The sequence below is a fragment of the Vibrio sp. 947 genome, assembly GCF_033339115.1.
Classification (GTDB): domain Bacteria; phylum Pseudomonadota; class Gammaproteobacteria; order Enterobacterales; family Vibrionaceae; genus Vibrio; species Vibrio alginolyticus.
The window spans coordinates 70,278-90,143 of record NZ_JAWOTX010000001.1 but is presented as its reverse complement, the minus strand read 5'-3'; the positions used below and the strand labels follow the sequence as shown (position 1 = coordinate 90,143).

Genomic DNA, 19,866 nt, shown 5'->3' with positions numbered 1-19,866 from the left:
TGGAGCAAAGTAAAGCTGATTCACAATTCAAAGACATCGTCAGTTGCTTTATTGTTAACCTGTGTTATTCGAGCTTACTTAGTACGTAATTCAAACCACCAACTACGGCTGCAACCTGTGCATCGTTGCATTCTTCGTCGGTCACCGTTGGGCTGTCTGGGTACACTTCCGTTGTCGTACCGTAAACGCAATTTGTTACGCCGCCACACAGGCCCAGTTTTACCATTGGGTAGTTGATAACGCCAAACTGTACGACGGGTGAACCAATGATTTCGCCGTTTTCATCTGCTGGTGCAATGTGAGTCACTTTTGCAACTGACTCAATGACCGCTTTTTGGAAGTCAGGCTGAGGGTTTTCACTATCTCCCACCGTGTAAAAGCCATCTGGGATCATACCTTCAATGTACTCAATACCATCACGAGCAGCTAAGGCTGGACGGAACTCAGTTTCGTCAGAATCTGTCGTTTCATGTAGATCAATGTGCATTAACACATCGCCTAAAGTTGCAACTAGCTTTATGAGGTTAGCGGACTCTTCGGCAGGGCTATCCTTATAGAAAGAGCGGTTTGGATCAATCGCGTTTGGATTCCAGCGGTTGATCACCTCGTAACCCCAAGGGCTTACGCAGGGTGCAACGACAATATTGAAATGCTCTGCATAGCGCTCTGCTTCTGTTTCTACAAACTTTAATGCGCCATGTACACCGCTGGTTTCGTAACCGTGCACGCCGCCTGTGACCAACACAGCAGGTTTAGTTGAATCCCAATTGCGTGTTTTGATACAAAACAGAGGGAAGCGTGCCTCGTTGTATGAGAGCGCACCATATTGTTCAACATCAAAACGCTCGCGTAGGGCATCGATTTTACTGACGACTTCATCTTGGTAGCTACGTTTTACTTCTTGCGTTGCTAACCAAGCTTTACGTTCTTCTTCGTTCCAAGGTTGGCCAGGAGTACCGATCGGGTAAATGTATCCACTTTTCATCTATACTTTTTCTTTTGACTGCTGAAAGGTATCACAAGACTAGACCTGTCTTATCTTTACGGCAATATAAAACACCATTTGGGGTGGTATTCTTTGCAAAATCATCACTTTGATGAGTGATTCATTGGTGTTACATTTTGTTACTTACTCAATTTCATATAAGAGACAAAAAATGGCTGGAGCAAGTTTACTCACACTGTTGGACGATATTGCCACGGTGCTTGATGATGTCGCCTTAATGTCAAAAATGGCGGCAAAGAAAACCGCAGGTGTATTGGGAGATGATCTAGCGTTAAACGCTCAACAAGTGTCTGGTGTTGCATCTGAGCGAGAGATTCCAGTGGTTTGGGCGGTTGCAAAAGGCTCATTCAAAAATAAATTGATTTTAGTTCCTTCAGCTTTACTTATTAGCGCGATTATTCCATGGCTTATTATGCCATTATTGCTAATTGGCGGCTTATTTCTCTGCTTTGAAGGGGCAGAGAAAGTACTTGAAAAAGTGTTTCCTCACTCGCATCCGCACGAAGAAAAAGAGGAGCTAGTTAATACTGGCGAGTCGATAGAAGAGTATGAAAAGCGTAAAGTTTCTGGTGCGATTCGAACAGACTTTATCCTTTCAGCAGAGATCATCGTGATTGCGTTAGGTACCGTGACAGGAGCCAGTCTTGTTACGCAAATTTTAGTTGTCAGTTTAATTGCAGTGATTATGACGGTTGGAGTTTATGGACTAGTCGCTGGGATTGTGAAGCTAGATGATTTAGGCCTTTACCTTGAAAGTCGCTCAAACGGTAAAGGTTGGGTAGCGAAAGTCGGAGGGGCCTTGGTCGCTTTTGCACCAAAGTTGATGAAGTTGTTAACCATTGTAGGAACTGCTGCGATGTTTTTGGTGGGTGGAGGAATTGTGGTGCACAACGTGCCAGCCATTCATCACTTTGTAGAGCCGATTATTATGAACTTTAGTGGTCATTCGGTTGCTACAGCCATTTTGCCTATTTTACTGAACGGTATTATCGGCTTTGTGGCGGGGTTGGTTGTGGTTGCGGTATGGACGATGGTTGAAAAGCTTCGTGGTCAATAATCACATCTAAAACATGAGACGATAATAACAAGGGTCATGACTTCTTTTTACAAAAAGCATGACCCTGTTTTATGGGTGAAACGTCAGTAAAGTACTTACTTCACTTTCCACTCGATCTGTTCATTTGCTCGAATAGGCACAACGATAGCATTGCCAAATGGCATCGTTTCTGGCACATCCCAAGCGGATTTTTCTAACGTTACCGTATCTGTGTTACGTGCAATGCAGTAAAAATCAGGACCGTTGAAGCTTGCGAAAGCTTCCAAGTTTTCCAACTTGCCTTCTTTTTCGAAGACTTCTGCATAAAGCTCTAGCGCAGCGTGTGCAGTGTAAGAACCAGCACAACCGCAAGCCGATTCTTTTGCCCCTTTCGCATGTGGCGCTGAGTCTGTACCTAGGAAAAACTTCTTGCTACCACTAGTTGCTGCTTCGATCAGCGCTTGCTGGTGGGTTCCGCGCTTAAGAATTGGCAAACAGTAGAAATGAGGTTTAATACCACCCACAAGCATGTGGTTACGGTTGAAAAGAAGGTGGTGGGCAGTGATGGTAGCCGCTACGTTGTCTGAGGCATTGTTAACGAAGTTTGCTGCGTCGGCGGTGGTGATATGTTCTAGTACGATTTTAAGATTAGGGAAATCATTGACGATAGGAGCGAGGACGGTATCAAGGAATTCTTTTTCTCGGTCGAATATATCAACATCGTGATGTGTTACCTCCCCATGAACCAAAAGTAACATTCCTACTTCTTCCATTGCTTCTAAAACGTGATAAATGTTTTTCGCATTGGTCACACCGGAATCTGAGTTTGTTGTGGCGCCAGCAGGATAGAGCTTGGCAGCAACAATGTGTCCGGTTGCTTTAGCCTTACGTATTTCGTCTGGTGTCGTGTTATCTGTAAGGTAAAGCGCCATTAAAGGCTCAAACTGTTCGCCATGTTGCTCTTTAATAATTCGGTCACGGTAGGCTAGGGCGAGCTCAGTTGTAGTAACAGGTGGGACGGTATTTGGCATAATCAGCGCACGGCCATTGTAGCGGCTGATGTCGCGAACGGTGTCTTTAAGAACTTCCCCATCGCGTAAGTGAACGTGCCAGTCGTCAGGACGAGTGATAGTCAGTGTTGTCATTAATTGCTCCCACCATTGAAAAGTTGTCTGATTGGAGCCTAAGCGCCGTATTTGCTTTTGAGCAAACGCTTGCGCTTAGGCGACAGGATGATAGAGGAATTGCCCTCATATTTCATCCCATTTTTCAATTTTATAAAGAGTGAGAGTGTAAGTGGTTACTTCATTGTTAACCAAAGCGCGTGGATCGTACCTGGTAGAAAGAAGAAACACGTCAATATTAGATTAATCAAAAAGTCTTTATTTAGACCTTTCTCCATAAACACCGCGACAGGCGGAAGAAAGATACATAACAAAATCAGAACCAGTTTTCTTGTATCCATAATTAAGCTCCAAATCGATAAATGGGAGTAGTGATAACTTGGGTGAATTATGTGTGTCGTATCACACTTTATCAAACGGTATTTGGTCAGAACGGTGTTAAAAAACGCGAATATTGAGTGTAGTAAATACTTGTCACTAAAACCAAATTTATAAGAATATGGTTTCGAGAAAGTTGCGATGGATGAAGAGGCAGTAGACTCTGCAACTTAATGTGATTTGAGTATACAATACCGCAACAAATAAAAAACACCCGTAGGAACAAGGCCATGTCGCAACCCGTTTTATCCCAAATTAATGTTTTTCCGGTTAAGTCAGTTGGCGGATTATCGCTGTCGTCCGTATGGGTTGAGAAGCAAGGATTGAGCTTCGATCGTCGCTTTATGATTGCGAAAGCTGATGGCTCGATGATCACTGCGCGAAAGTATCCGCAAATGGTAACCATTAAGTCTGCCTTATTGTCCGATGGAGTGGTGTTTAGTAGTTTGGGTATGGAGCCACTTAAAATCCGTTACCAAGATTTCAAAATGCAGGAGACACCAGCAACGGTTTGGAAAGATACATTTACTGCCTATACCACGACAGATGATGCAGATGACTGGTTTAGTCGTGTGTTGGGGCAGCGCGTTGAGTTGTTGTTTAGTGGTGAGCAATCGAATCGTGTCCGTGAAAAGCTAGGTCAAAACGTCAGTTTTGCTGATGGTTATCCGGTTTTAGTGATCAGCCAAGCTTCACTTGATGAGCTGAACCGAAGAAGTTCAGAGCTACACTCAATGGATCAGTTTCGTACTAACTTAGTTGTCTCTGATACTAAGCCATTTGAAGAAGATTCATGGAAGCGCATACGAATCGGTGAGGTAGAGTTTGAGTCTCTCAAACCTTGCGAGCGCTGTATCCTGACTACAGTGAATACCCAAAGAGGCACATTCCGTGAGAGCAAAGAGCCGCTCAAAACCTTGCAATTGTTCCGTGCAAACGATGTCGGTGGTGTGTTCTTTGGCCAGAATCTTGTCGCGCGAAATGAAGGCATTATTCGTCAAGGCGATAAAGTTGAAGTATTGGAGTACAAAGAGCCGGAGTTTTACGCAGATAACTCGCCAGTGCGCATGAAGCTTACATGTGTTGAGCGTGAAGAAATTGCCCAAGACTTTGTGACCTTATGGTTAGAGCCAAACAAAGGTTCGTTGCCTAATTACTTGCCGGGACAACACCTGCCAATAGAGGTGAATATTGATGGTAAGAAAGTGGGTCGACGCTATACCTTATCATCCAGTCCTTCTCGCCCGGGTCGTTATGCTATTTCTGTAAAGCGTATCGCGGGTGGAAGAGTCTCTAACTCACTCTTAGACAACTTACAAGTCGGTGATGTTTTAGAGGCAGAACAACCTGACGGTCAGTTCCACCTTAAAACGCATGAAGCGCAGCCTCTATTGTTACTCTCTGCGGGTAGCGGAGTAACACCAATGCTATCGATGGTACGTTACTTAGCGGATCATAATCAGTTGGAGAACGTGGTTTTCTACCATCAATGTCGCACCGAGAATGATATTCCTTGTCGCTCAGAGTTGGAGCAGTTAAAGCGTGAGCACCCAGGGCTAGAAGTAAAAGTCTGTTTAACGCAACCTGCTGTTGATTGGTTTGGTTTGAAAGGGCGGTTAAGTTTGTCACACATTAAGCAAATCAAAGATGTTGAACAGCGGCAGGTGTTTGTGTGTGGCCCGGATGGCTTTATGGATAAAGCAAAAAGTCTTCTACTAAGAAAAGGGCTGCCAGAGGAAAACTACCATCAAGAAGCGTTTGGAGTTTCTTCTCTTATGTCAAAGCCAGAGAAAAGTCTCGCTATTGACTTTAATGGAACTAAAGTCGTAGGCAACAACCAAAAAACGTTGTTAGATCAGCTCGAAGATGCTGGGAAGGTCATCAGCAATAGCTGTCGTGCTGGCTTATGCGGCGCGTGTAAAGTTCAGCTTACGTCGGGGCAAGTTCATCATCCGGACGTGCCCGCGCTGACTGATGAGGAACGTGCAATGGGAACCGTGTTGGCGTGTTGTGCTGTGCCAGAGACGGACGTAACGGTAACCAACTAGGCGAGAATGTCTTTGTCCTTCGACAAAAACTGTTCCTAGACAAAAAACGCTGCTATTTTTAGCAGCGTTTTGAGTTTTAAAGAGAGCTGAAAATATCGCTTAGTCGTAAATCGTCGGGATTGGCTGGCGTTTGTGCTGCGTTGCTTTGTAAATCGCTACCAGACGGTCACTCACTTGCTGTGGAACAGGTTTGCCCTCTAAGAAGTCGTCGATTTGCTCGTAAGTTAGGCTTAGGGCATCTTCATCTGCTTTTTGTGGAGCAAGCTCTTCTAAGTCTGCTGTTGGCACTTTCTTCACTAGTTGCTCAGGTGCACCCAATGTAGCAGCTACTTCACGAACTTGGCGCTTACTTAATCCGAACAATGGTGCCATGTCACAAGCGCCATCACCAAATTTAGTGTAGAAACCAGTGATGTTTTCTGCTGAGTGATCAGTACCAAGAACAAGGCCGCCTACGTAGCCCGCGATCTCGTATTGAGCAACCATGCGAGCACGCGCTTTTACATTGCCTTTTACGAAGTCGACTTTTGCTGCATCAGTTGGTAGAAGATCTGTGCCTTCTAATGCAACGTGAGAAGCTGAATGAAGCCCGTCAACACCTGCTTTGATGTTCACCGATACAGAATGGGTAGGCTGGATAAAAGACAGAGCGAGCTGAGCCTCATCTTCATCTTTTTGCTCCCCATAAGGCAGGCGAACTGCGATAAATTGGTAGCTATTGTTGCCCGATTCTTCGTTTAGTTGGTCTACAGCCAACTGAGCTAAACGACCACATGTCGTTGAGTCAACGCCACCGCTGATGCCAAGAACAAGAGACTTACAGCCCGCTTCTTGCAATTTACGCTTAATAAAAGCGACACGGCGTTCAATTTCAAAATGCGGATCAATTGAAGGGAGTACGCGCATTTCGTCACGGATGGATTGTTCCATTTAGGGTTCCTTTTCCTGCAAATATTTCAGACTCTAAAGCACATTTGCTCAAATGGTGATAAACCATACAGTTGAGGCTCATTAAACGCGACTTTAGGGTCAAAAGCTGTAAAGATTAGTAGTATCATACCGAAATCATCAGATTAGAAAACTCTCTTCAACCAGGTAATCACCGGATATGAAAAAAATCGCCATTTTTGGTAGTGCATTTAACCCACCTAGTTTAGGGCATAAAAGTGTTATTGAGTCTTTGAGCCACTTTGATCTTGTGCTACTTGAGCCAAGCATTGCACACGCTTGGGGCAAGAACATGCTTGATTACCCAACTCGGTGCAAAATGGTTGACGCGTTCATCAAGGATATGGGGCTTTCTAATGTTCAGCGTTCTGATGCGGAGCAAGCTTTATACCAACCTGGACAAAGTGTGACGACCTATGCGTTGTTAGAAAAAATTCAAGAAATCTACCCAACTGCCGATATAACTTTTGTCATTGGTCCTGATAATTTCTTCAAATTTGCTAAATTTAGTAGAGCTGAAGAGATTACGGAACGTTGGGCTGTTATGGCATGTCCTGAAAAAGTAAAAGTCAGAAGCACAGATATTCGCAAAGCATTGGCCGAGGGTGAAGAGATCGGCGCCTATACAACACCTTCCGTACGTGATTTATTACTTAGTAAAGGCTTATACAGAGAAACATTGTCTGGGAACTGAGAGGTCAGATTTTCATGGTCAGAGTAGTTTTATTTAGTGCATGTGCGCTGCTTGTGGTGACACAAGCTCATTCCGCGTGTAACTATTTTTCTGATCGTTCCGTGGTGTTTGAAGATAACACGCTTCCAATCTGTGAAGAAATTTTAGATTCCATCGGCGTGTTAAGTACTGAAGCATTGATTTGGTATGCAGCGGAAGCGAAGCTTGAAGGACCAACAGAAAACTATTGGGAGGAGTGGGCGATTAAGCCGGAAGACACCCCACTTCTAACTCAAAACTTAGAAAAGAATTACTTTGGTCTTGGTTTTTGGATGCCGGAAGAGCTTCGAGACGAAGAGAGTAAAATGGATACAGAAGAGTGGCTTCGTAGTCACGGGTTGATGTTCAGCGTTGGTTTTGGTGATAAATCCGACGGACAGCCAAGAATGCGGTTTGATTATCGTTGGCACGAATATTATGACGCTGACTGGATGATGCAAATAGAGGTACCTTTCTAGACACCTCAAGCAAATGAAAAAAGGGCGTACATTATCAATGTACGCCCTTTTTGTTTTAATCTACTTTCTGTGTCCGTAATGCTGAAGACGTAGCTTGTTGAAGAGCAAGTTATAGCGCTTCTCCAAAGACTAAAAAGCAAAGCTGTTCATATTCTTCGGTGTTACCAGCAAAAAGAGAGTCAACAATTTGCTCTTCCTTCTTCCCCGACAGTTTCATTTTTCTTGCTTCACGTAGTGTTAGTACCAAGCAAAGCTCTTTAGAAATATTCATGTCACAGCCAGGAGTCCATTGATTGATGGTTCTCGTTAACGTTGAGTGCGCTAGTTTAGGAGACAGCGTCAATACTTCATGTCTTACTACTGTCAGTAGATCGGTTTGCAGATCCGAGCGTTCGGCAGTTGTTGCTAGCTTCTCGACGAGCGCTTTTAGTAGCGGTGAAGGCTTCACAAAGCCCGCCTGTTGTGAGAACTCGTCATTTAAACGCACAGAAAAATCACAACGATATACACGAGAATTAGGTAAAAAGGTGAGGGAGCTCAAACATCCTTGAGGAATCCAAAAATATTGGCCTGGTTCAATGGCATACTCCTGCTTACCCAATTTAATGACGGCTAACCCTTCGATGACAGATAGTAGACTGTGCTTCAGTGCTTTTTTACGCGCAGCTACATCAAGAAAGGGGTATTTAGCGTCGTGAAATTCAATTGCGTAGTTCATTATGAGTACCAGTGTTTTTTGGCGCTAAGGGTAACGTTAAACCCATACGATTCCAACCTGCTGAGAGAATTTTTTAGCATGATAAATGGTGGCTTAACTGGTATGACCATGTTAAAAGTATGGGTTGAAATGCTGCTTGTCAGCAAAACTATGCGTAAAATGTGCCAGCTTTTCTTGATATGTAATGAACAATGACAGCCAATACCGATCCTTATATTGAAATTCGTCCTTACAACGACGAAGAAATTCCAGCAGCGCTGGATCGTCTAATCCAAGATGATGAATTTATCACTGCTATCCTAGGACATCGCTTTGCTAATAAAGCAGCGTGGTTCAAAACGCTAATGAGCCCGATCCTGCGCATCTACCTGAAAGCTAAGTGGAGCAAGCTTGATTCTGTCGAAGCAATTCAGATTGAAGTGAAGAAGTATCTGAAAGATACATTGAATAAGACAACGGATGGCGTCACTTTTTCTGGTTTGGATAAGCTGGATAAAAACACGTCATACCTATTCGTTTCTAACCACCGTGATATTGCGATGGACCCTGCGCTCGTAAACTATGGCTTGTACCAAAGTGGGCACCGTACAGTTCGTATAGCGATTGGCGATAACCTGCTGAAGAAGCCATGTGCGACAGAATTGATGCGACTCAATAAGAGCTTCATCGTTAAGCGCTCTGCTAAAGCGCCTAGAGAAATGATGAAAGCATTGGGACAACTGTCAAGCTATATCAAACATTCGCTTGATACTGGCAATTCAATTTGGATTGCCCAAAAGGAAGGCCGTGCTAAAGATGGAAACGACTTTACTGATCCTGCGATTTTAAAAATGTTCCATGTTGAAGGTCGTAAACAAAAGATCAGCTTTGGTGAGTACACGCGTTCTCTGAAAATCGTTCCTGTCTCGATTGCCTATGAAAATGATCCATGTGACATTGCCAAAGCAAAAGAGCTGTACGAAAAAGCAGAAAATGGCCGCTATGAAAAAGGCGAATTTGAAGATATTGAAAGCATCATTCAAGGTATCGTTGGCTATAAAGGCCGTGTACATGTTGCGTTTGGTGATGTGATTGAGCAAGAGTTTGAAACGCCGGAATCTCTTGCTGGTGAAATCGACCGCCAAATTCACAACAACTACAAGTTGTACCCAATCAACTTGTTAGCTGCTGGGCATGAAGATTCGAGCATCATTACGGAAGCAGTTAAGCGTCATCTCGCGGATAAGTTGGATCAGCTACCTGAAGGCGCAAGACCTTATTTGGTGGCGAGCTATGCCAATCCTGTGAATAACCAAGAGTAACTTTCGTCACTGAACTCTGTTGATTCAGAATGCCTTAAAGCCTCGGTCTGCCGGGGCTTTTGTTTATCTGCTCTTTAAGGTGCGACGGCGCCACCAAGGGTTAAATTGCTAGGCCATTTGGTGATCCTGTTACCACCTAAATAGATATTCCCTTTCACCGTCATTGTGTCTGGAAATACTTTCAGCGCTGATCCTCCAATATAAAGATTACCATCAACCACCAATCCTTCAGGAAGTTCAGAAATGGGAGTGCGAATAACACTTAGATCACCTTTTACTCGAAGTTTAGCTGGAAGCGCTTTTAACGGTGTATCTGTCAGATTTAGGTAACCGCCTAGTTTGATGCCTTTAGGCCAGTTTTTGATCTTACTACCTAGTAGGTTTGCATAGCCTTTTATCTTTGTTCCTGAGCGAATAACTTTGAGTGCGCTGTTAGTTGCTTCCAGACTGCCTTCAACATCAAGCCCTTTAGGCAAGGTTTTGATAGGGGTTTGTGAGATGTTTAAGTTGCCCTTTACCACTAGGCCAGAGGGTAGTTGGGTGTAAGGCTTGTTTCTAAGATCAAGATTGCCGTAATTATCGATGTGACCAAACTTAGAATAGTAATCTAGCTCATATGCCAAAGGAGACGAGCAGAGCAGGATTGAAGTAAGGCATAGGGAAACAAAACGCATAGTCAAAGAGTTAGTTAAATATCGAGATCAACAGGTGCTTATCTTATACTTAAATAAACCTATTATGCATTTTTTGCTCACAGTTTTTGATTCATAACTTAAATATTCAAATTAGAGATACACGTTAAAAGTGTGCGCTTCTTTACTGAGCTAAGTAACTTCAAGCTTACTAAAATGAGATAAATTAAATGATTGAATGTGAAGCAGACCCAAGTGTAGAGGTGAGAAAAATATCAGTAGATATTTGAATAATATGAGATTCTTCCAAGAACTTCACAAGGGTCCTTGTTAGTATTATTGAGGTTTGAGGGAGATTTTCATGAAGTTAAAAAGTGTATCTATTTTTACCGCTGGTGTTTTTGCAGTACTGCTGTCGGGTTCCGTTTTTGCTAAATCATACAGTACACCAGAAAACAAAGCGCTAATAGTTGTTGACGGTAAGGTAGGTCAGCGTATCTGTTACTACGATGATAAAGCCTACACCACAGGGGCCGTGATTAATGTTGAAGGCGTATTACTGATGTGTACCGCTGAGAACGATTTTGAAACCAATGGCTCGTTAAAGTGGGTCGTGTTCAAAAAAGATAAATAAACGCGCCGAAGTTGTCTGTTTCATTTAGAGCGGTTTAAGATTAAGAGATTGGAAAAATAAAAAGCGAGCATCATGCTCGCTTTTTTCATTAACGCGCGAGTGAGCGAGTTTTTAATTCAAAGATAAGTTTTTCAGCACTTACTTCAAATTTGAATCGAGCCGTCGCTTGGTTCGATTCTTCGGTTATTTCTGAAACATTGTATTCAACATCAGCACATACTGATTTAGCGAGCTCGATGTATTTTTGTAGTTCAGACTCTAGCTCTGTTTTTGTCTGTGCGAAAACCGTTACGTCGGCAACTTCGTCACCTTCTTTGATGATAAAGCCTATCTCGCCAGCACAGCCGCAGGCCTCACATACTTGGTTTTTTTCTAATTCGACACTCATAACGAATCCTCTTGTAAATACTAAGGGTATTCTATCAGGTATTTGATCTGTATCTACAAAAATGACGACTTTTGCGTAAAAAAGGAACAGAATAGGCACTTGTTAAGTAAGGGTTAAAGATTGGATTACTAAATCATCAAGAACGTTAATGTGATATATATCAACATTTAAAATCAATTAACGAACATAGTGACGAGATTTTGCTCAGTCCAGTTGAACTAATGGTTAATTTATAAGACTATTTCTTGATTGATTATTTTTAATAATTATCATTCTTGGTCTTTGAATAGTTTCGATGAATAATTGGCGCAAGGTTTTGATGAGACTAACTTTTCGCCTTATTTTGAGTAGCATGTATTGACAAAAACATAACTGAAAATTACACATTACGCAGTGTAAAGACGTTATGGTTTGGAACTCGACATGATATTAAATAGTCGCAATACATATACCGAAAGCGCTTTCAAGTGCAGCGCTTAGCAACCTGATTTCTAGGTTTTCGCTAATCGAACCGCATCGGCGAGCCGGGTATAATGCTAAGAATGATTTCATTCTGGCCTCATTTAATAGTGAGTTAGATGGATTTACAAAGAGAAGAGCTTAAAATATGCCAAAGCGTAGTAAAGAAGATACCGAAATCACTATCCAAAAGATCATGGATGCCGTTATTGATCAGCTACTCAGATTAGGTTACGACAAAATGTCGTACACGACGCTAAGCCAGCAGACAGGTATATCGCGTACCGGTATTAGCCATCACTTCCCTAAGAAAACGGACTTCACCGCCGCACTGGATGGCCGTATCTTTAAAATGTTTATTGAACACTTAGAGTTTGATAAAGGATTAAATGCATTTTCACAAAGTTGGATTAAAGCGCTGGAAGATGCTGAGTTTCTCGCGATTTTACGACTGCTATTCCATCACATTGTCACCGCTGAAAATGCGCAAGAATTTGCTGCTAATGGTATTGACCGCTTATACAAAATGGTTGAAAGCCAGTTTGGTGCGGGTGGTGACAAAGAGCTTGAGTGGTTGATTGGTCGATCATTGATCCAAATGAGCAAGTAATAGCCTTTAAAGAACCAAATTCTGCCACTATCAAAGCAAAGGCCCGCAATTCTCATATTGCGGGCCTTTGTCGTATCAAAGTGTTTTAGAGACGGCTTAGAGGAGATACGCTTTATGCTGCGGCATGCACTTGAGGGAAGTCTAGCGTCGGATGTTTTGTCACAATAGATCGATAGCCATAAACTTGCTCAATGCGCTCTGACGTTAGTGCATTCCATGGCGTGTCATCACAAACTAGTTTCCCGTTATGCAAGAGTACAAGGCGGTCTGCGTACTGAGAAGCTAGATTCAAGTCATGTAACACCACAACCACCGCTGCGTTTTGTGCTTTTGCCGTTTCACGAGCAATCTTTAACGTGTTGTGTTGGTGGGCGAGATCCAACGCTGAGGTAGGTTCATCAAGCATTAAGATTCGTTTTTCGCCAGATTGATGTAGTTGTGTCATCACTCGTGCTAGATGCAGTCGTTGCTTTTCTCCACCAGATAAAGACGGGTACAGGCTTTCTGCTAAATGCAATACGTCGGTTTGTTCCATGTAATGTAAAGCCAGTTTAGTGGTTTCTTTATTGGACAGTGATAGCGGTATTGCCCCCAGCTCTACTACTTCTCTGGCTAGAAATGGGAAGGTTAAGGTGCTGTGCTGCGGGAGCATTGCAATATGTTTGGCGCTTTTTTCAGGCTCCCAATCATGCTTTTGTTTACCGAAGTAGGTGATGTGATGATTCGAAGAGATCTCACCGCATAGAAGCTTGAGCAAAGTACTTTTACCTGCGCCATTGGGGCCGAGTAGGGCGGTCACTTCACCAGCTCGGATATCAATGTTGATGTCATCGAGCACCACACGGTTGCCATACGTCATCGAAATGTTTTTCCCCGATAAAACGATCTGGTTCATTACAAAATCTTCCCTTTTTGCTGGAACAATAAGTAGATGAAAAAGGGCGCGCCAATCAATGCGGTCACGATTCCAACTGGTAATTCAGCTGGTGCCACGGCAACACGAGCAAACATATCTGCGGCAGTAAGAAGCAGTGCTCCCATTAAGGCAGATATTGGTAATAGCGTTCGATGGTCAGGCCCAGCGAGCATGCGCCCTAAGTGAGGAATCACGAGCCCAATAAAGCCAATTGCACCACTGATGCTCACCGTAATACCAACACCCAGTGCAGAAAGTAAAATAAGCTGACGTTTGAGTTTTTGAACCGGAACTCCTAAGTGTCTTGCTTCTGATTCCCCTAACAACAGAGCATTCAGCGCCATCGACTTCTTCTGAAACCAGAGCAATAGGATGACGAGTGTTACAGCAGATAGAGCAATCCCTGACCAATTTGCACCAGCTAATGAGCCCATCGACCAAAGCGTCAAGTCTCGCAGCATCTGATCATCTGCGATAAAGTTCATGTAGCCAATCGCAGCACCCGAGAGCGCGCTGATGGCAACGCCGGCTAACAACATAATTGTAACTGAGGTACCAAACTTACTTGTGCCGAGTTTATAAACGAGAATAGTCGTTAGTGCACCGCCAATGAAAGCAAAAAGAGGCAGAGCCGCTAAGTTCATTAGTTGCGGATAGTTTTGGCTAAATTCAGCAAATACAACAATAGCGAATGCACCACCAAGAGCAGCGCCAGCAGACACACCAATGATACCAGGCTCGGCTAATGGGTTACGGAACAAGCCCTGCATAACCACACCACAAATTGCTAAAATGGCGCCGATGAACATACACAAAATGGTGCGAGGCAATCGGATTTCGTTAATGACCAACTGAATGTGAGGAGCGAGATCAGAACTGCCTCCCGTTAGGCTACGCAAACTGTCAGCAAAGCTAATGTTCATTGGGCCAACGGTAATAGAGGCGATAGCAATAAATGCTAAAAATCCACTAAGCACTGATAACGTCGTTGAAAGGGGGATGCGTCTTAACAACATGTCATGTCTCTATGGGTAAAGCAGTGCATTCAAGCGTTTAGCTTCTGCAAGGCTTTTAAGGCCCAAACCACCTACCAGAGCATGGCCATCAATCGTTATGATGTCTTTGTTCTTTCCAGCGGGTGTTGCAGCAAGAAGCGGCATTGCTTTTAAAATTGCATCGGCACCACCCAACGTTTCATAGCTGCGACCACTAACAAGAATCACGTCAGGCTGCATCTCTACCATCGCTTCTGTGGATAGAGGCTTGTAAGACGAGAGTTGTGTAGCGGCTGGGTTTTGTCCGCCGGCGAGTTGAATAATTGCATCGGGTGTCGTTTGTGAGCCCGCAACATTTGCAGGTCGCCCTTCATGGATCAGCAGAAAGAGCACTTTCTTTTTCTTCGCTTGATCAGGTTGGTTTGCATTGAGTGCTTGTACTTGCGCCTGGACATCTTGCTTTAAGCTTTCAGCTTGAGCTTTGCGATCCATAAGGTTCGCAATTTGATCAATACGTTGATAAAGGCCCTCGACATTTGCATCAGTATTAACGATTTCTACATCTACGCCAGCCGATTTCAATTGGCTCAATGTTGTTTTCGGCCCCATCTCATCAGAACCAATGACTTTTGTCGGACGTAAGGCGAGCAACCCCTCCGCTGAAAGACGACGATGGTAGCCCACTTTAGGCAGTTCCATTCCTTTTGGTAATTGACTGGTGACGTCGATAGCAACCAAGCTATCTTTAGCGTCGAGTTCAAGCAAGAGTTCAGTGACGGCGCTGCCTGCGCTAACAACGCGCTCTGAGGATGGCGTTTCATTGGCAAAAAGTTGACTACTCGCAAGTAGGGAAATAGCTGCCGTGACAACAGCATGAATAGTGATGCGTGTGTTCTTCATTTTGAAAGGATCTCTATCTTACTTATTTTTATGATGGCTCTTCAGTGAGTAACTGAGTTGCTTGAATCCCGTTTTCTTGTAAAAAGCCCAGAAGTTGTACTAGCGACTGAATATTCGCGGTTTTTTCTGCTCCAATTACAATCGGTTTATCGCTTGACTTACTCTCTTCTAACAGCGCGAGGGTAAAGTTGTCCCAATCGATATATGTCTTGCCGTTAATAGCCCAGTAAGGCTCGTCTTTAAGAATATTTACCGTGATGGATTGCTTATCGACATCTGCAACAGCCTGAGATTCTGTGCTCGGTAAATTGACGTCTAATGAATCGAGTTTGACCGCTGCGGTTAACATCAGGAAAACCATGACGATAAAAATAATGTCTAACAGCGGTGTTAAATCGGGGGTTAAACCGTTACGACTATTTTCTTGTGGTGTTTTAATCATTGAGTTGCAGCCTCAATCTTCTCAGAAGAGCGCAGTGTTACTTTTGAGTGGTCTGGCGAGACATGCTGTAACGAGATACCTTCAAGCCATAAGTTGACGTAGTTTAAAGTGTGCTCAAGCTTGGCGATTACACGATCCGCCCACAAACCAATGATCTGCGCTCCTGAAATGGCAGGAAGTGCGATAATGAGACCCGCGGCAGTGGTGCGCATAGCAAGACCTAGGCCGTCAGCCAAATCATTCGGAGTGATATTCCCCGTTGAAACCGCGATGCCTTTAAACATGTCAATTAAGCCAAGTACCGTACCAAGCAAGCCAATTAAAGGACTGATGACACCAATCAGCGTCAGCAAACGAAGGCCGGAATGCAGCTGATGGCGTTTTTCTTGCAGCCAAATACCTGCGGCATCTTCTCTTAAAGATTTCGAGAAAGAATGATGAGCAAGCAACATCGCAACACCACGGTACAGAAGCGGCCGCTTATTCGACAACTCTTCAGCAAGTGCTTCAAGCTCGCTCCCATTTGTTGGGTCTAATCCTGTGAGCTTTTGGCGAATGGCTCGCTTTCCTACACCAAGGCTAATTAACACATGGAATAATCGCTCGGCGATGATCATCACGGTTAGAGCTGAGCAAATGATCAAAGGCCATGTCATCAGCCCAAATTGAGTTTGTAATTCTTGTAGTTGTTCCATTATCCATCCAACTTAAAACGAACAGGTACTTGTACTCGGTGAGCGACTTTTAGCCCACCTGAAATATGTGGTGTAAATTGCCACTGTTTGATCGCACGAAGTGCTGAGGCATCTAGCGACTCTGTGCCGGAAGACTCAATCAAAACCTGTTTAATCTGGTTACCATTCTCATCTAGCCATATCTCATACAAGGCTACACCTTCAATACCGCGTCTTTGTGCAGACCTTGGGTAACGGGGTTGTGTTGGTTGACTCACAAACGTTGGTTTGTCGACCAAGACAGGCTGAGATGTTGCCCCTTTGGATTGGCTCGCAGGTGCGGATTGTTGAGCTACCGTCTCTTTCTTCACCGGTTCCGTTTTTTTCTTTGGTTTCGCTTCGGGCTGAACCTTTTGCTTTGTTACGGTTTTGGTGGGCTCGACCGCTTTAGGTTTAGATTGTTTAACCGGTTCAGGTTTTTTCTCTACTACCTTCTTCTTAACAGCGTCTTTCTTGACGACCTGTTTTTTTACAATCTTCTTTTCTGGTTCAGGTTGGTCTTGAGGCTGCTCTTTTGGTGGCGCTACATTTTCTGGTGTAGATTTTTCGACAGCGGGAGGAGCAGACACAAGATTTAGACTTACCGAACTTGCTGGGTTTCCAGCCGGCATCGCGAACACCTTTGTCTCTTGAGAAACAAAAAGAAGTGCGGCATGGATGGCAAGGGAAGCACCTCCTGCAATGACATATCTTTGTACGTTCACGGAATATCTCGGGAAACTATGAAAACTTGGGCAGATTATTACTTACAATGGAAATAAGATCAATTATCAATTGCATTATCATTACGCTCAAATTATGATTCTTGCAGAATTTTTAAGATCAGCTTCCATCCCTTACATGATGGGAGTTAAGCGAGTATATATGAGCGTCGATATCGATAAGCTTGATGAATCAGTGTTGGGCAGTGATAGTCCTGATCCATTGCGATTTGCTTTTGTTAAGAAGCATTCTGCACATGCCGGGGGAGCGAGCGTACCTGTGCCCTCGTCTCAACAACAGGCGATTTTTTCGAGTATTACGGCTAACTCAGTTAAAGCGACCAATAAACGCTGTCTTTATATTCATGTTCCGTTTTGTCGCGTTCGTTGCACTTTTTGTAACTTCTTTCAAAATGCTGCAAGTCGCACACTGGTTGATGAGTACTTTGAAGCATTAATGCAGGAGCTTAGAGAGAAAGCGGCATTACCTTGGACACAAAATGGTATTTTTCACGCCGTATATATCGGGGGCGGAACGCCAACGGATTTATCTCCAGTACAGGTTCGTGTGTTAGGCCAGGCTATCCGAGACCACTTTCCTTTGGCTGCAGACTGCGAAATCACCTTAGAAGGTCGCATCAATCGTTTTTCTGATGAGTTGTATCAAGGCGCTTTAGAGGGTGGGTTTAATCGTTTCTCTTTTGGTGTGCAAAGTTTTAATACACAAGTGCGCCGCAGCGCAAAACGTTTAGATGATAGGGAAGATGTCCTCAAACGAGTGAGCGAGATCGCCAAAGAAGACAAAATTCCGGTCATTATCGATTTACTCTATGGCTTACCTTATCAAACCAAAGAAGTATTAGAGCAAGATTTAAATGATTTCCTCTCGACTGGCGCACACGGACTAGATTTGTATCAGTTAGTGGTTGGCGGGTCAGCTCCCATGCTCAACCTCGTAGAAAAGGGAAAAATCCCGCCACCTGCGACCACACCAGAAAAAGCGGGAATGTATGAGCTCGGTGTGAACTTTATGGCCAAACACCATATGAAGCAACTGAGTGTGAACCATTGGGCAATCGATAACCGCGAGCGTAGTTTATACAATAGTTTAGCCAAGACTTATGCAGAGGTATTGCCAATTGGCTGTGGTGCTGGAGGTAATATCGGTGGCTACGGGATGATGCAACACCGCACACTAGAGACCTATATTAAAGCGGTCAAAGAAGGTCAAAGCACCATCGCGATGATGATGAAGCAAAGCCCTCTAGAACCACTTTTTTCTGCACTCAAATCTGCGTTTGACCGTGGCATTGTTCAAGCAAATCAACTTCCATCATTTATGGGAGAGGACGCGTTCGGGTTTTTATTGCCTCTATTTAAAGTGTGGCAAGCGAAAGGCTTAGTACAACTACATGAACGTAGCGCAGTCCTTACTCTTGCAGGCAGCTTCTGGGCAGTGTCATTGGCTCAAAGTTGTATTCAGGTACTCACGTCGGAGATGAACGAAACCGTACCGAAAGCATCCAATAATTAATGAAAACAAATTGAACAAAAACGGAAGACACAATGGAATCAATCAAGCAACAAGTTGAAGTATTACTAGAGCAAGAACCACAATTATTGCCAGCTGCGATGGCAGAGCGTCTTGGCATTTCCGAGTTTGAGGTTGTTGCGGCTCTACCTCAGGAAATGGTGGCTATTGCACCAGGAGAGCAAGCGCAAAGCATCCTAGAAAGTTTGGTTGGTTTTGGCCCGGTGACGACCATCGTCCACTCTTTTGGTTCTATCTTTGAAGTTAAAGCGCCGTTTCCAAAAGGAAAAGTGGCGCGTGGCTATTACAATTTAATGGGTAGAGAAGGTGAACTGCACGGCCACCTTAAATTAGATAACGTTAAAAATGTCGCATTAGTCAGCAAACCGTTTATGGGTAGAGAGAGTCACTATTTTGGTTTTTTCTCGGAGTGCGGAAGCAATATTTTCAAGGTTTATTTAGGCCGTAACGAAAAGCGCGAGTTGATTGAAGAGCAAGTAACCGCATTTCGCGCCCTACAAGCCGAATTAAAAAAGTAATCACAAACATAATCGAGGCTTAACTCGAATACTAATTAGTAAAGTCAGGTATCAATATGGATCAACAAGTTAAACAAGAGCGTTTGCAAGGTCGTTTAGGGCCAGAGATCAAAGAGTTTCGTCAGGAGCGCCGTACACTTCAGCTTGCAACTGTCGATGCAGAAGGTCGCCCGAATGTAAGCTACGCGCCTTATGTTCAAAACCAGGAAGGTTATTTCGTTCTCATTTCTAAAATCGCTCGTCATGCCCGTAACCTTTTAGAAAATCCAAATGTTTCATTGATGATGATCGAAGATGAAGAGTCTTCAAAGCAGCTGTTTGCTCGTAAGCGCTTAACTTTTGATGCGGTAGCAAATGTAGTTGAGCGAGACACAGAGATGTGGCAACAAGTTGTTGGACAAATGAAAGAGCGTTTTGGTGAGATTATTGATGGTCTAAGCCAGCTAGAGGATTTCGTTTTGTTCAACTTAAAGCCAGAATCGGGGCTATTTGTTAAAGGTTTTGGTCAGGCGTATCAAGTGTCTGGTGATGATTTAGTCGATTTTGTTCACCTTCAAGAAGGTCACAAGAAAGTCGAAAGTGCCTGATTGTAAACCGATCATATGAATGTCGATTATTTGGCATAATGAACGTTT

The 19,866-nt window shown here is 43.7% G+C and carries 23 protein-coding genes; 10 read left to right on the top strand and 13 right to left on the bottom strand.

The window, feature by feature from the left end:
• Positions 1-64 precede the first annotated feature (64 nt).
• Positions 65-985 carry a M14 family metallocarboxypeptidase gene (locus tag R7Q39_RS00405; protein ID WP_205391395.1) on the bottom strand — a complete coding sequence of 307 codons (921 nt, stop codon included), beginning with the start codon at positions 983-985 and terminating at the stop codon, positions 65-67.
• A gap of 172 nt (positions 986-1,157) precedes the next feature.
• Here R7Q39_RS00405 and R7Q39_RS00400 point away from each other — a divergent pair, with 172 nt between their 5' ends.
• Positions 1,158-2,063, top strand: coding sequence for a DUF808 domain-containing protein (locus tag R7Q39_RS00400; protein ID WP_017821242.1), 906 nt, complete (start codon positions 1,158-1,160; stop codon positions 2,061-2,063).
• Positions 2,064-2,158: 95 nt separating this feature from the next.
• Here R7Q39_RS00400 and pyrC read toward each other — a convergent pair whose 3' ends face one another.
• Positions 2,159-3,187: a dihydroorotase gene (gene pyrC, locus R7Q39_RS00395; RefSeq protein WP_318075643.1), complete on the bottom strand. Its 1,029-nt coding sequence runs from the start codon at positions 3,185-3,187 to the stop codon at positions 2,159-2,161.
• Positions 3,188-3,342: 155 nt separating this feature from the next.
• Positions 3,343-3,507: a YqaE/Pmp3 family membrane protein gene (locus R7Q39_RS00390; RefSeq protein WP_005375297.1), complete on the bottom strand. Its 165-nt coding sequence runs from the start codon at positions 3,505-3,507 to the stop codon at positions 3,343-3,345.
• 267 nt (positions 3,508-3,774) lie between these two features.
• Between R7Q39_RS00390 and R7Q39_RS00385 the strand changes: the two genes are divergently transcribed.
• A complete protein-coding gene (locus R7Q39_RS00385) occupies positions 3,775-5,592 on the top strand; it encodes a hybrid-cluster NAD(P)-dependent oxidoreductase (protein WP_318075642.1) in 1,818 nt (605 codons plus the stop codon).
• 99 nt (positions 5,593-5,691) lie between these two features.
• Here the strand turns inward: R7Q39_RS00385 and nadE are convergent, their stop codons facing one another.
• Positions 5,692-6,522: an ammonia-dependent NAD(+) synthetase gene (nadE, locus tag R7Q39_RS00380; RefSeq protein WP_130545805.1), complete on the bottom strand. Its 831-nt coding sequence runs from the start codon at positions 6,520-6,522 to the stop codon at positions 5,692-5,694.
• Positions 6,523-6,700: 178 nt separating this feature from the next.
• Between nadE and R7Q39_RS00375 the strand changes: the two genes are divergently transcribed.
• A complete protein-coding gene (locus tag R7Q39_RS00375) occupies positions 6,701-7,234 on the top strand; it encodes a nicotinate-nicotinamide nucleotide adenylyltransferase (protein ID WP_262591337.1) in 534 nt (177 codons plus the stop codon).
• Positions 7,235-7,248: 14 nt separating this feature from the next.
• Entirely contained in the window at positions 7,249-7,731 is a 483-nt protein-coding gene (locus R7Q39_RS00370) for a hypothetical protein (protein WP_017635276.1), read from the top strand.
• A 109-nt stretch (positions 7,732-7,840) separates the two neighbouring features.
• On the opposite strand, the gene R7Q39_RS00365 is transcribed toward R7Q39_RS00370, so the two are convergent.
• Positions 7,841-8,449 carry a hypothetical protein gene (locus R7Q39_RS00365; protein WP_064369671.1) on the bottom strand — a complete coding sequence of 203 codons (609 nt, stop codon included), beginning with the start codon at positions 8,447-8,449 and terminating at the stop codon, positions 7,841-7,843.
• A 191-nt stretch (positions 8,450-8,640) separates the two neighbouring features.
• On the opposite strand from R7Q39_RS00365, the gene R7Q39_RS00360 reads away from it, so the two are divergent.
• The gene (locus R7Q39_RS00360) at positions 8,641-9,750 is read left to right on the top strand and encodes a 1-acyl-sn-glycerol-3-phosphate acyltransferase (protein ID WP_130545807.1); all 1,110 of its coding nucleotides are present in this window, start codon (positions 8,641-8,643) and stop codon (positions 9,748-9,750) included.
• Between the two features lie 74 nt (positions 9,751-9,824).
• On the opposite strand, the gene R7Q39_RS00355 is transcribed toward R7Q39_RS00360, so the two are convergent.
• Positions 9,825-10,424 (bottom strand): hypothetical protein, encoded by a 600-nt coding sequence (locus R7Q39_RS00355; RefSeq protein WP_318075641.1) that lies wholly within the window; start codon positions 10,422-10,424, stop codon positions 9,825-9,827.
• Positions 10,425-10,743: 319 nt separating this feature from the next.
• On the opposite strand from R7Q39_RS00355, the gene R7Q39_RS00350 reads away from it, so the two are divergent.
• Positions 10,744-11,016, top strand: coding sequence for a YnjH family protein (locus tag R7Q39_RS00350; protein WP_104976467.1), 273 nt, complete (start codon positions 10,744-10,746; stop codon positions 11,014-11,016).
• 88 nt (positions 11,017-11,104) lie between these two features.
• On the opposite strand, the gene R7Q39_RS00345 is transcribed toward R7Q39_RS00350, so the two are convergent.
• On the bottom strand, positions 11,105-11,404 hold the full coding sequence (locus R7Q39_RS00345) for a YfcZ/YiiS family protein (protein ID WP_005375307.1): 300 nt from the start codon (positions 11,402-11,404) through the stop codon (positions 11,105-11,107).
• A 607-nt stretch (positions 11,405-12,011) separates the two neighbouring features.
• On the opposite strand from R7Q39_RS00345, the gene R7Q39_RS00340 reads away from it, so the two are divergent.
• Positions 12,012-12,473 (top strand): TetR/AcrR family transcriptional regulator, encoded by a 462-nt coding sequence (locus R7Q39_RS00340; RefSeq protein ID WP_005385033.1) that lies wholly within the window; start codon positions 12,012-12,014, stop codon positions 12,471-12,473.
• A gap of 112 nt (positions 12,474-12,585) precedes the next feature.
• On the opposite strand, the gene R7Q39_RS00335 is transcribed toward R7Q39_RS00340, so the two are convergent.
• The 6 genes from R7Q39_RS00335 to R7Q39_RS00310 are packed head-to-tail and all read right to left on the bottom strand — an operon-like array spanning position 12,586 to position 17,164.
• Entirely contained in the window at positions 12,586-13,368 is a 783-nt protein-coding gene (locus R7Q39_RS00335; RefSeq protein WP_005385036.1) for a heme ABC transporter ATP-binding protein, read from the bottom strand.
• Positions 13,368-14,405, bottom strand: coding sequence for a FecCD family ABC transporter permease (locus R7Q39_RS00330; RefSeq protein WP_054578656.1), 1,038 nt, complete (start codon positions 14,403-14,405; stop codon positions 13,368-13,370). Before R7Q39_RS00330 ends, R7Q39_RS00335 begins: the two co-directional genes overlap by 1 nt.
• A gap of 9 nt (positions 14,406-14,414) precedes the next feature.
• Positions 14,415-15,284: a heme/hemin ABC transporter substrate-binding protein gene (locus R7Q39_RS00325; protein WP_005375320.1), complete on the bottom strand. Its 870-nt coding sequence runs from the start codon at positions 15,282-15,284 to the stop codon at positions 14,415-14,417.
• Positions 15,285-15,312: 28 nt separating this feature from the next.
• Positions 15,313-15,726 (bottom strand): ExbD/TolR family protein, encoded by a 414-nt coding sequence (locus tag R7Q39_RS00320; protein WP_005375322.1) that lies wholly within the window; start codon positions 15,724-15,726, stop codon positions 15,313-15,315.
• Complete coding sequence (locus R7Q39_RS00315) at positions 15,723-16,421, bottom strand: MotA/TolQ/ExbB proton channel family protein (protein ID WP_005385044.1); 699 nt, start codon at positions 16,419-16,421, stop codon at positions 15,723-15,725. Before R7Q39_RS00315 ends, R7Q39_RS00320 begins: the two co-directional genes overlap by 4 nt.
• Positions 16,421-17,164, bottom strand: coding sequence for an energy transducer TonB (locus tag R7Q39_RS00310; protein WP_025998667.1), 744 nt, complete (start codon positions 17,162-17,164; stop codon positions 16,421-16,423). The genes R7Q39_RS00315 and R7Q39_RS00310 overlap by 1 nt, the downstream gene beginning before the upstream one ends.
• A gap of 160 nt (positions 17,165-17,324) precedes the next feature.
• On the opposite strand from R7Q39_RS00310, the gene hutW reads away from it, so the two are divergent.
• From hutW to hutZ, 3 genes are read left to right on the top strand one after another with little or no spacing between them, the layout of a single operon-like run.
• Complete coding sequence (gene hutW, locus R7Q39_RS00305; RefSeq protein ID WP_033906779.1) at positions 17,325-18,695, top strand: heme anaerobic degradation radical SAM methyltransferase ChuW/HutW; 1,371 nt, start codon at positions 17,325-17,327, stop codon at positions 18,693-18,695.
• A 32-nt stretch (positions 18,696-18,727) separates the two neighbouring features.
• Positions 18,728-19,231, top strand: a complete 504-nt coding sequence (gene hutX / locus R7Q39_RS00300; protein ID WP_005385051.1) for a heme utilization cystosolic carrier protein HutX — start codon at positions 18,728-18,730, stop codon at positions 19,229-19,231.
• Positions 19,232-19,287: 56 nt separating this feature from the next.
• On the top strand, positions 19,288-19,818 hold the full coding sequence (hutZ, locus tag R7Q39_RS00295) for a heme utilization protein HutZ (RefSeq protein WP_005375331.1): 531 nt from the start codon (positions 19,288-19,290) through the stop codon (positions 19,816-19,818).
• Positions 19,819-19,866: the final 48 nt, after the last annotated feature.

Excerpts from the sequence above, each read along its gene's own strand:
- R7Q39_RS00315 (WP_005385044.1), bottom strand. The coding sequence starts at position 16,421 with ATGGAACAACTACAAGAATTACAAACTCAATTTGGGCTGATGACATGG.
- R7Q39_RS00385 (WP_318075642.1), top strand. The coding sequence starts at position 3,775 with ATGTCGCAACCCGTTTTATCCCAAATTAATGTTTTTCCGGTTAAGTCA.
- R7Q39_RS00330 (WP_054578656.1), bottom strand. The coding sequence starts at position 14,405 with ATGTTGTTAAGACGCATCCCCCTTTCAACGACGTTATCAGTGCTTAGT.
- R7Q39_RS00370 (WP_017635276.1), top strand. The coding sequence starts at position 7,249 with ATGGTCAGAGTAGTTTTATTTAGTGCATGTGCGCTGCTTGTGGTGACA.
- R7Q39_RS00365 (WP_064369671.1), bottom strand. The coding sequence starts at position 8,449 with ATGAACTACGCAATTGAATTTCACGACGCTAAATACCCCTTTCTTGAT.
- pyrC (WP_318075643.1), bottom strand. The coding sequence starts at position 3,187 with ATGACAACACTGACTATCACTCGTCCTGACGACTGGCACGTTCACTTA.
- hutW (WP_033906779.1), top strand. The coding sequence starts at position 17,325 with ATGAGCGTCGATATCGATAAGCTTGATGAATCAGTGTTGGGCAGTGAT.
- R7Q39_RS00390 (WP_005375297.1), bottom strand. The coding sequence starts at position 3,507 with ATGGATACAAGAAAACTGGTTCTGATTTTGTTATGTATCTTTCTTCCG.
- R7Q39_RS00360 (WP_130545807.1), top strand. The coding sequence starts at position 8,641 with ATGACAGCCAATACCGATCCTTATATTGAAATTCGTCCTTACAACGAC.
- hutX (WP_005385051.1), top strand. The coding sequence starts at position 18,728 with ATGGAATCAATCAAGCAACAAGTTGAAGTATTACTAGAGCAAGAACCA.
- R7Q39_RS00320 (WP_005375322.1), bottom strand. The coding sequence starts at position 15,726 with ATGATTAAAACACCACAAGAAAATAGTCGTAACGGTTTAACCCCCGAT.
- R7Q39_RS00350 (WP_104976467.1), top strand. The coding sequence starts at position 10,744 with ATGAAGTTAAAAAGTGTATCTATTTTTACCGCTGGTGTTTTTGCAGTA.
- hutZ (WP_005375331.1), top strand. The coding sequence starts at position 19,288 with ATGGATCAACAAGTTAAACAAGAGCGTTTGCAAGGTCGTTTAGGGCCA.
- R7Q39_RS00325 (WP_005375320.1), bottom strand. The coding sequence starts at position 15,284 with ATGAAGAACACACGCATCACTATTCATGCTGTTGTCACGGCAGCTATT.
- nadE (WP_130545805.1), bottom strand. The coding sequence starts at position 6,522 with ATGGAACAATCCATCCGTGACGAAATGCGCGTACTCCCTTCAATTGAT.
- R7Q39_RS00400 (WP_017821242.1), top strand. The coding sequence starts at position 1,158 with ATGGCTGGAGCAAGTTTACTCACACTGTTGGACGATATTGCCACGGTG.
- R7Q39_RS00355 (WP_318075641.1), bottom strand. The coding sequence starts at position 10,424 with ATGCGTTTTGTTTCCCTATGCCTTACTTCAATCCTGCTCTGCTCGTCT.
- R7Q39_RS00340 (WP_005385033.1), top strand. The coding sequence starts at position 12,012 with ATGCCAAAGCGTAGTAAAGAAGATACCGAAATCACTATCCAAAAGATC.
- R7Q39_RS00335 (WP_005385036.1), bottom strand. The coding sequence starts at position 13,368 with ATGAACCAGATCGTTTTATCGGGGAAAAACATTTCGATGACGTATGGC.
- R7Q39_RS00375 (WP_262591337.1), top strand. The coding sequence starts at position 6,701 with ATGAAAAAAATCGCCATTTTTGGTAGTGCATTTAACCCACCTAGTTTA.
- R7Q39_RS00405 (WP_205391395.1), bottom strand. The coding sequence starts at position 985 with ATGAAAAGTGGATACATTTACCCGATCGGTACTCCTGGCCAACCTTGG.
- R7Q39_RS00345 (WP_005375307.1), bottom strand. The coding sequence starts at position 11,404 with ATGAGTGTCGAATTAGAAAAAAACCAAGTATGTGAGGCCTGCGGCTGT.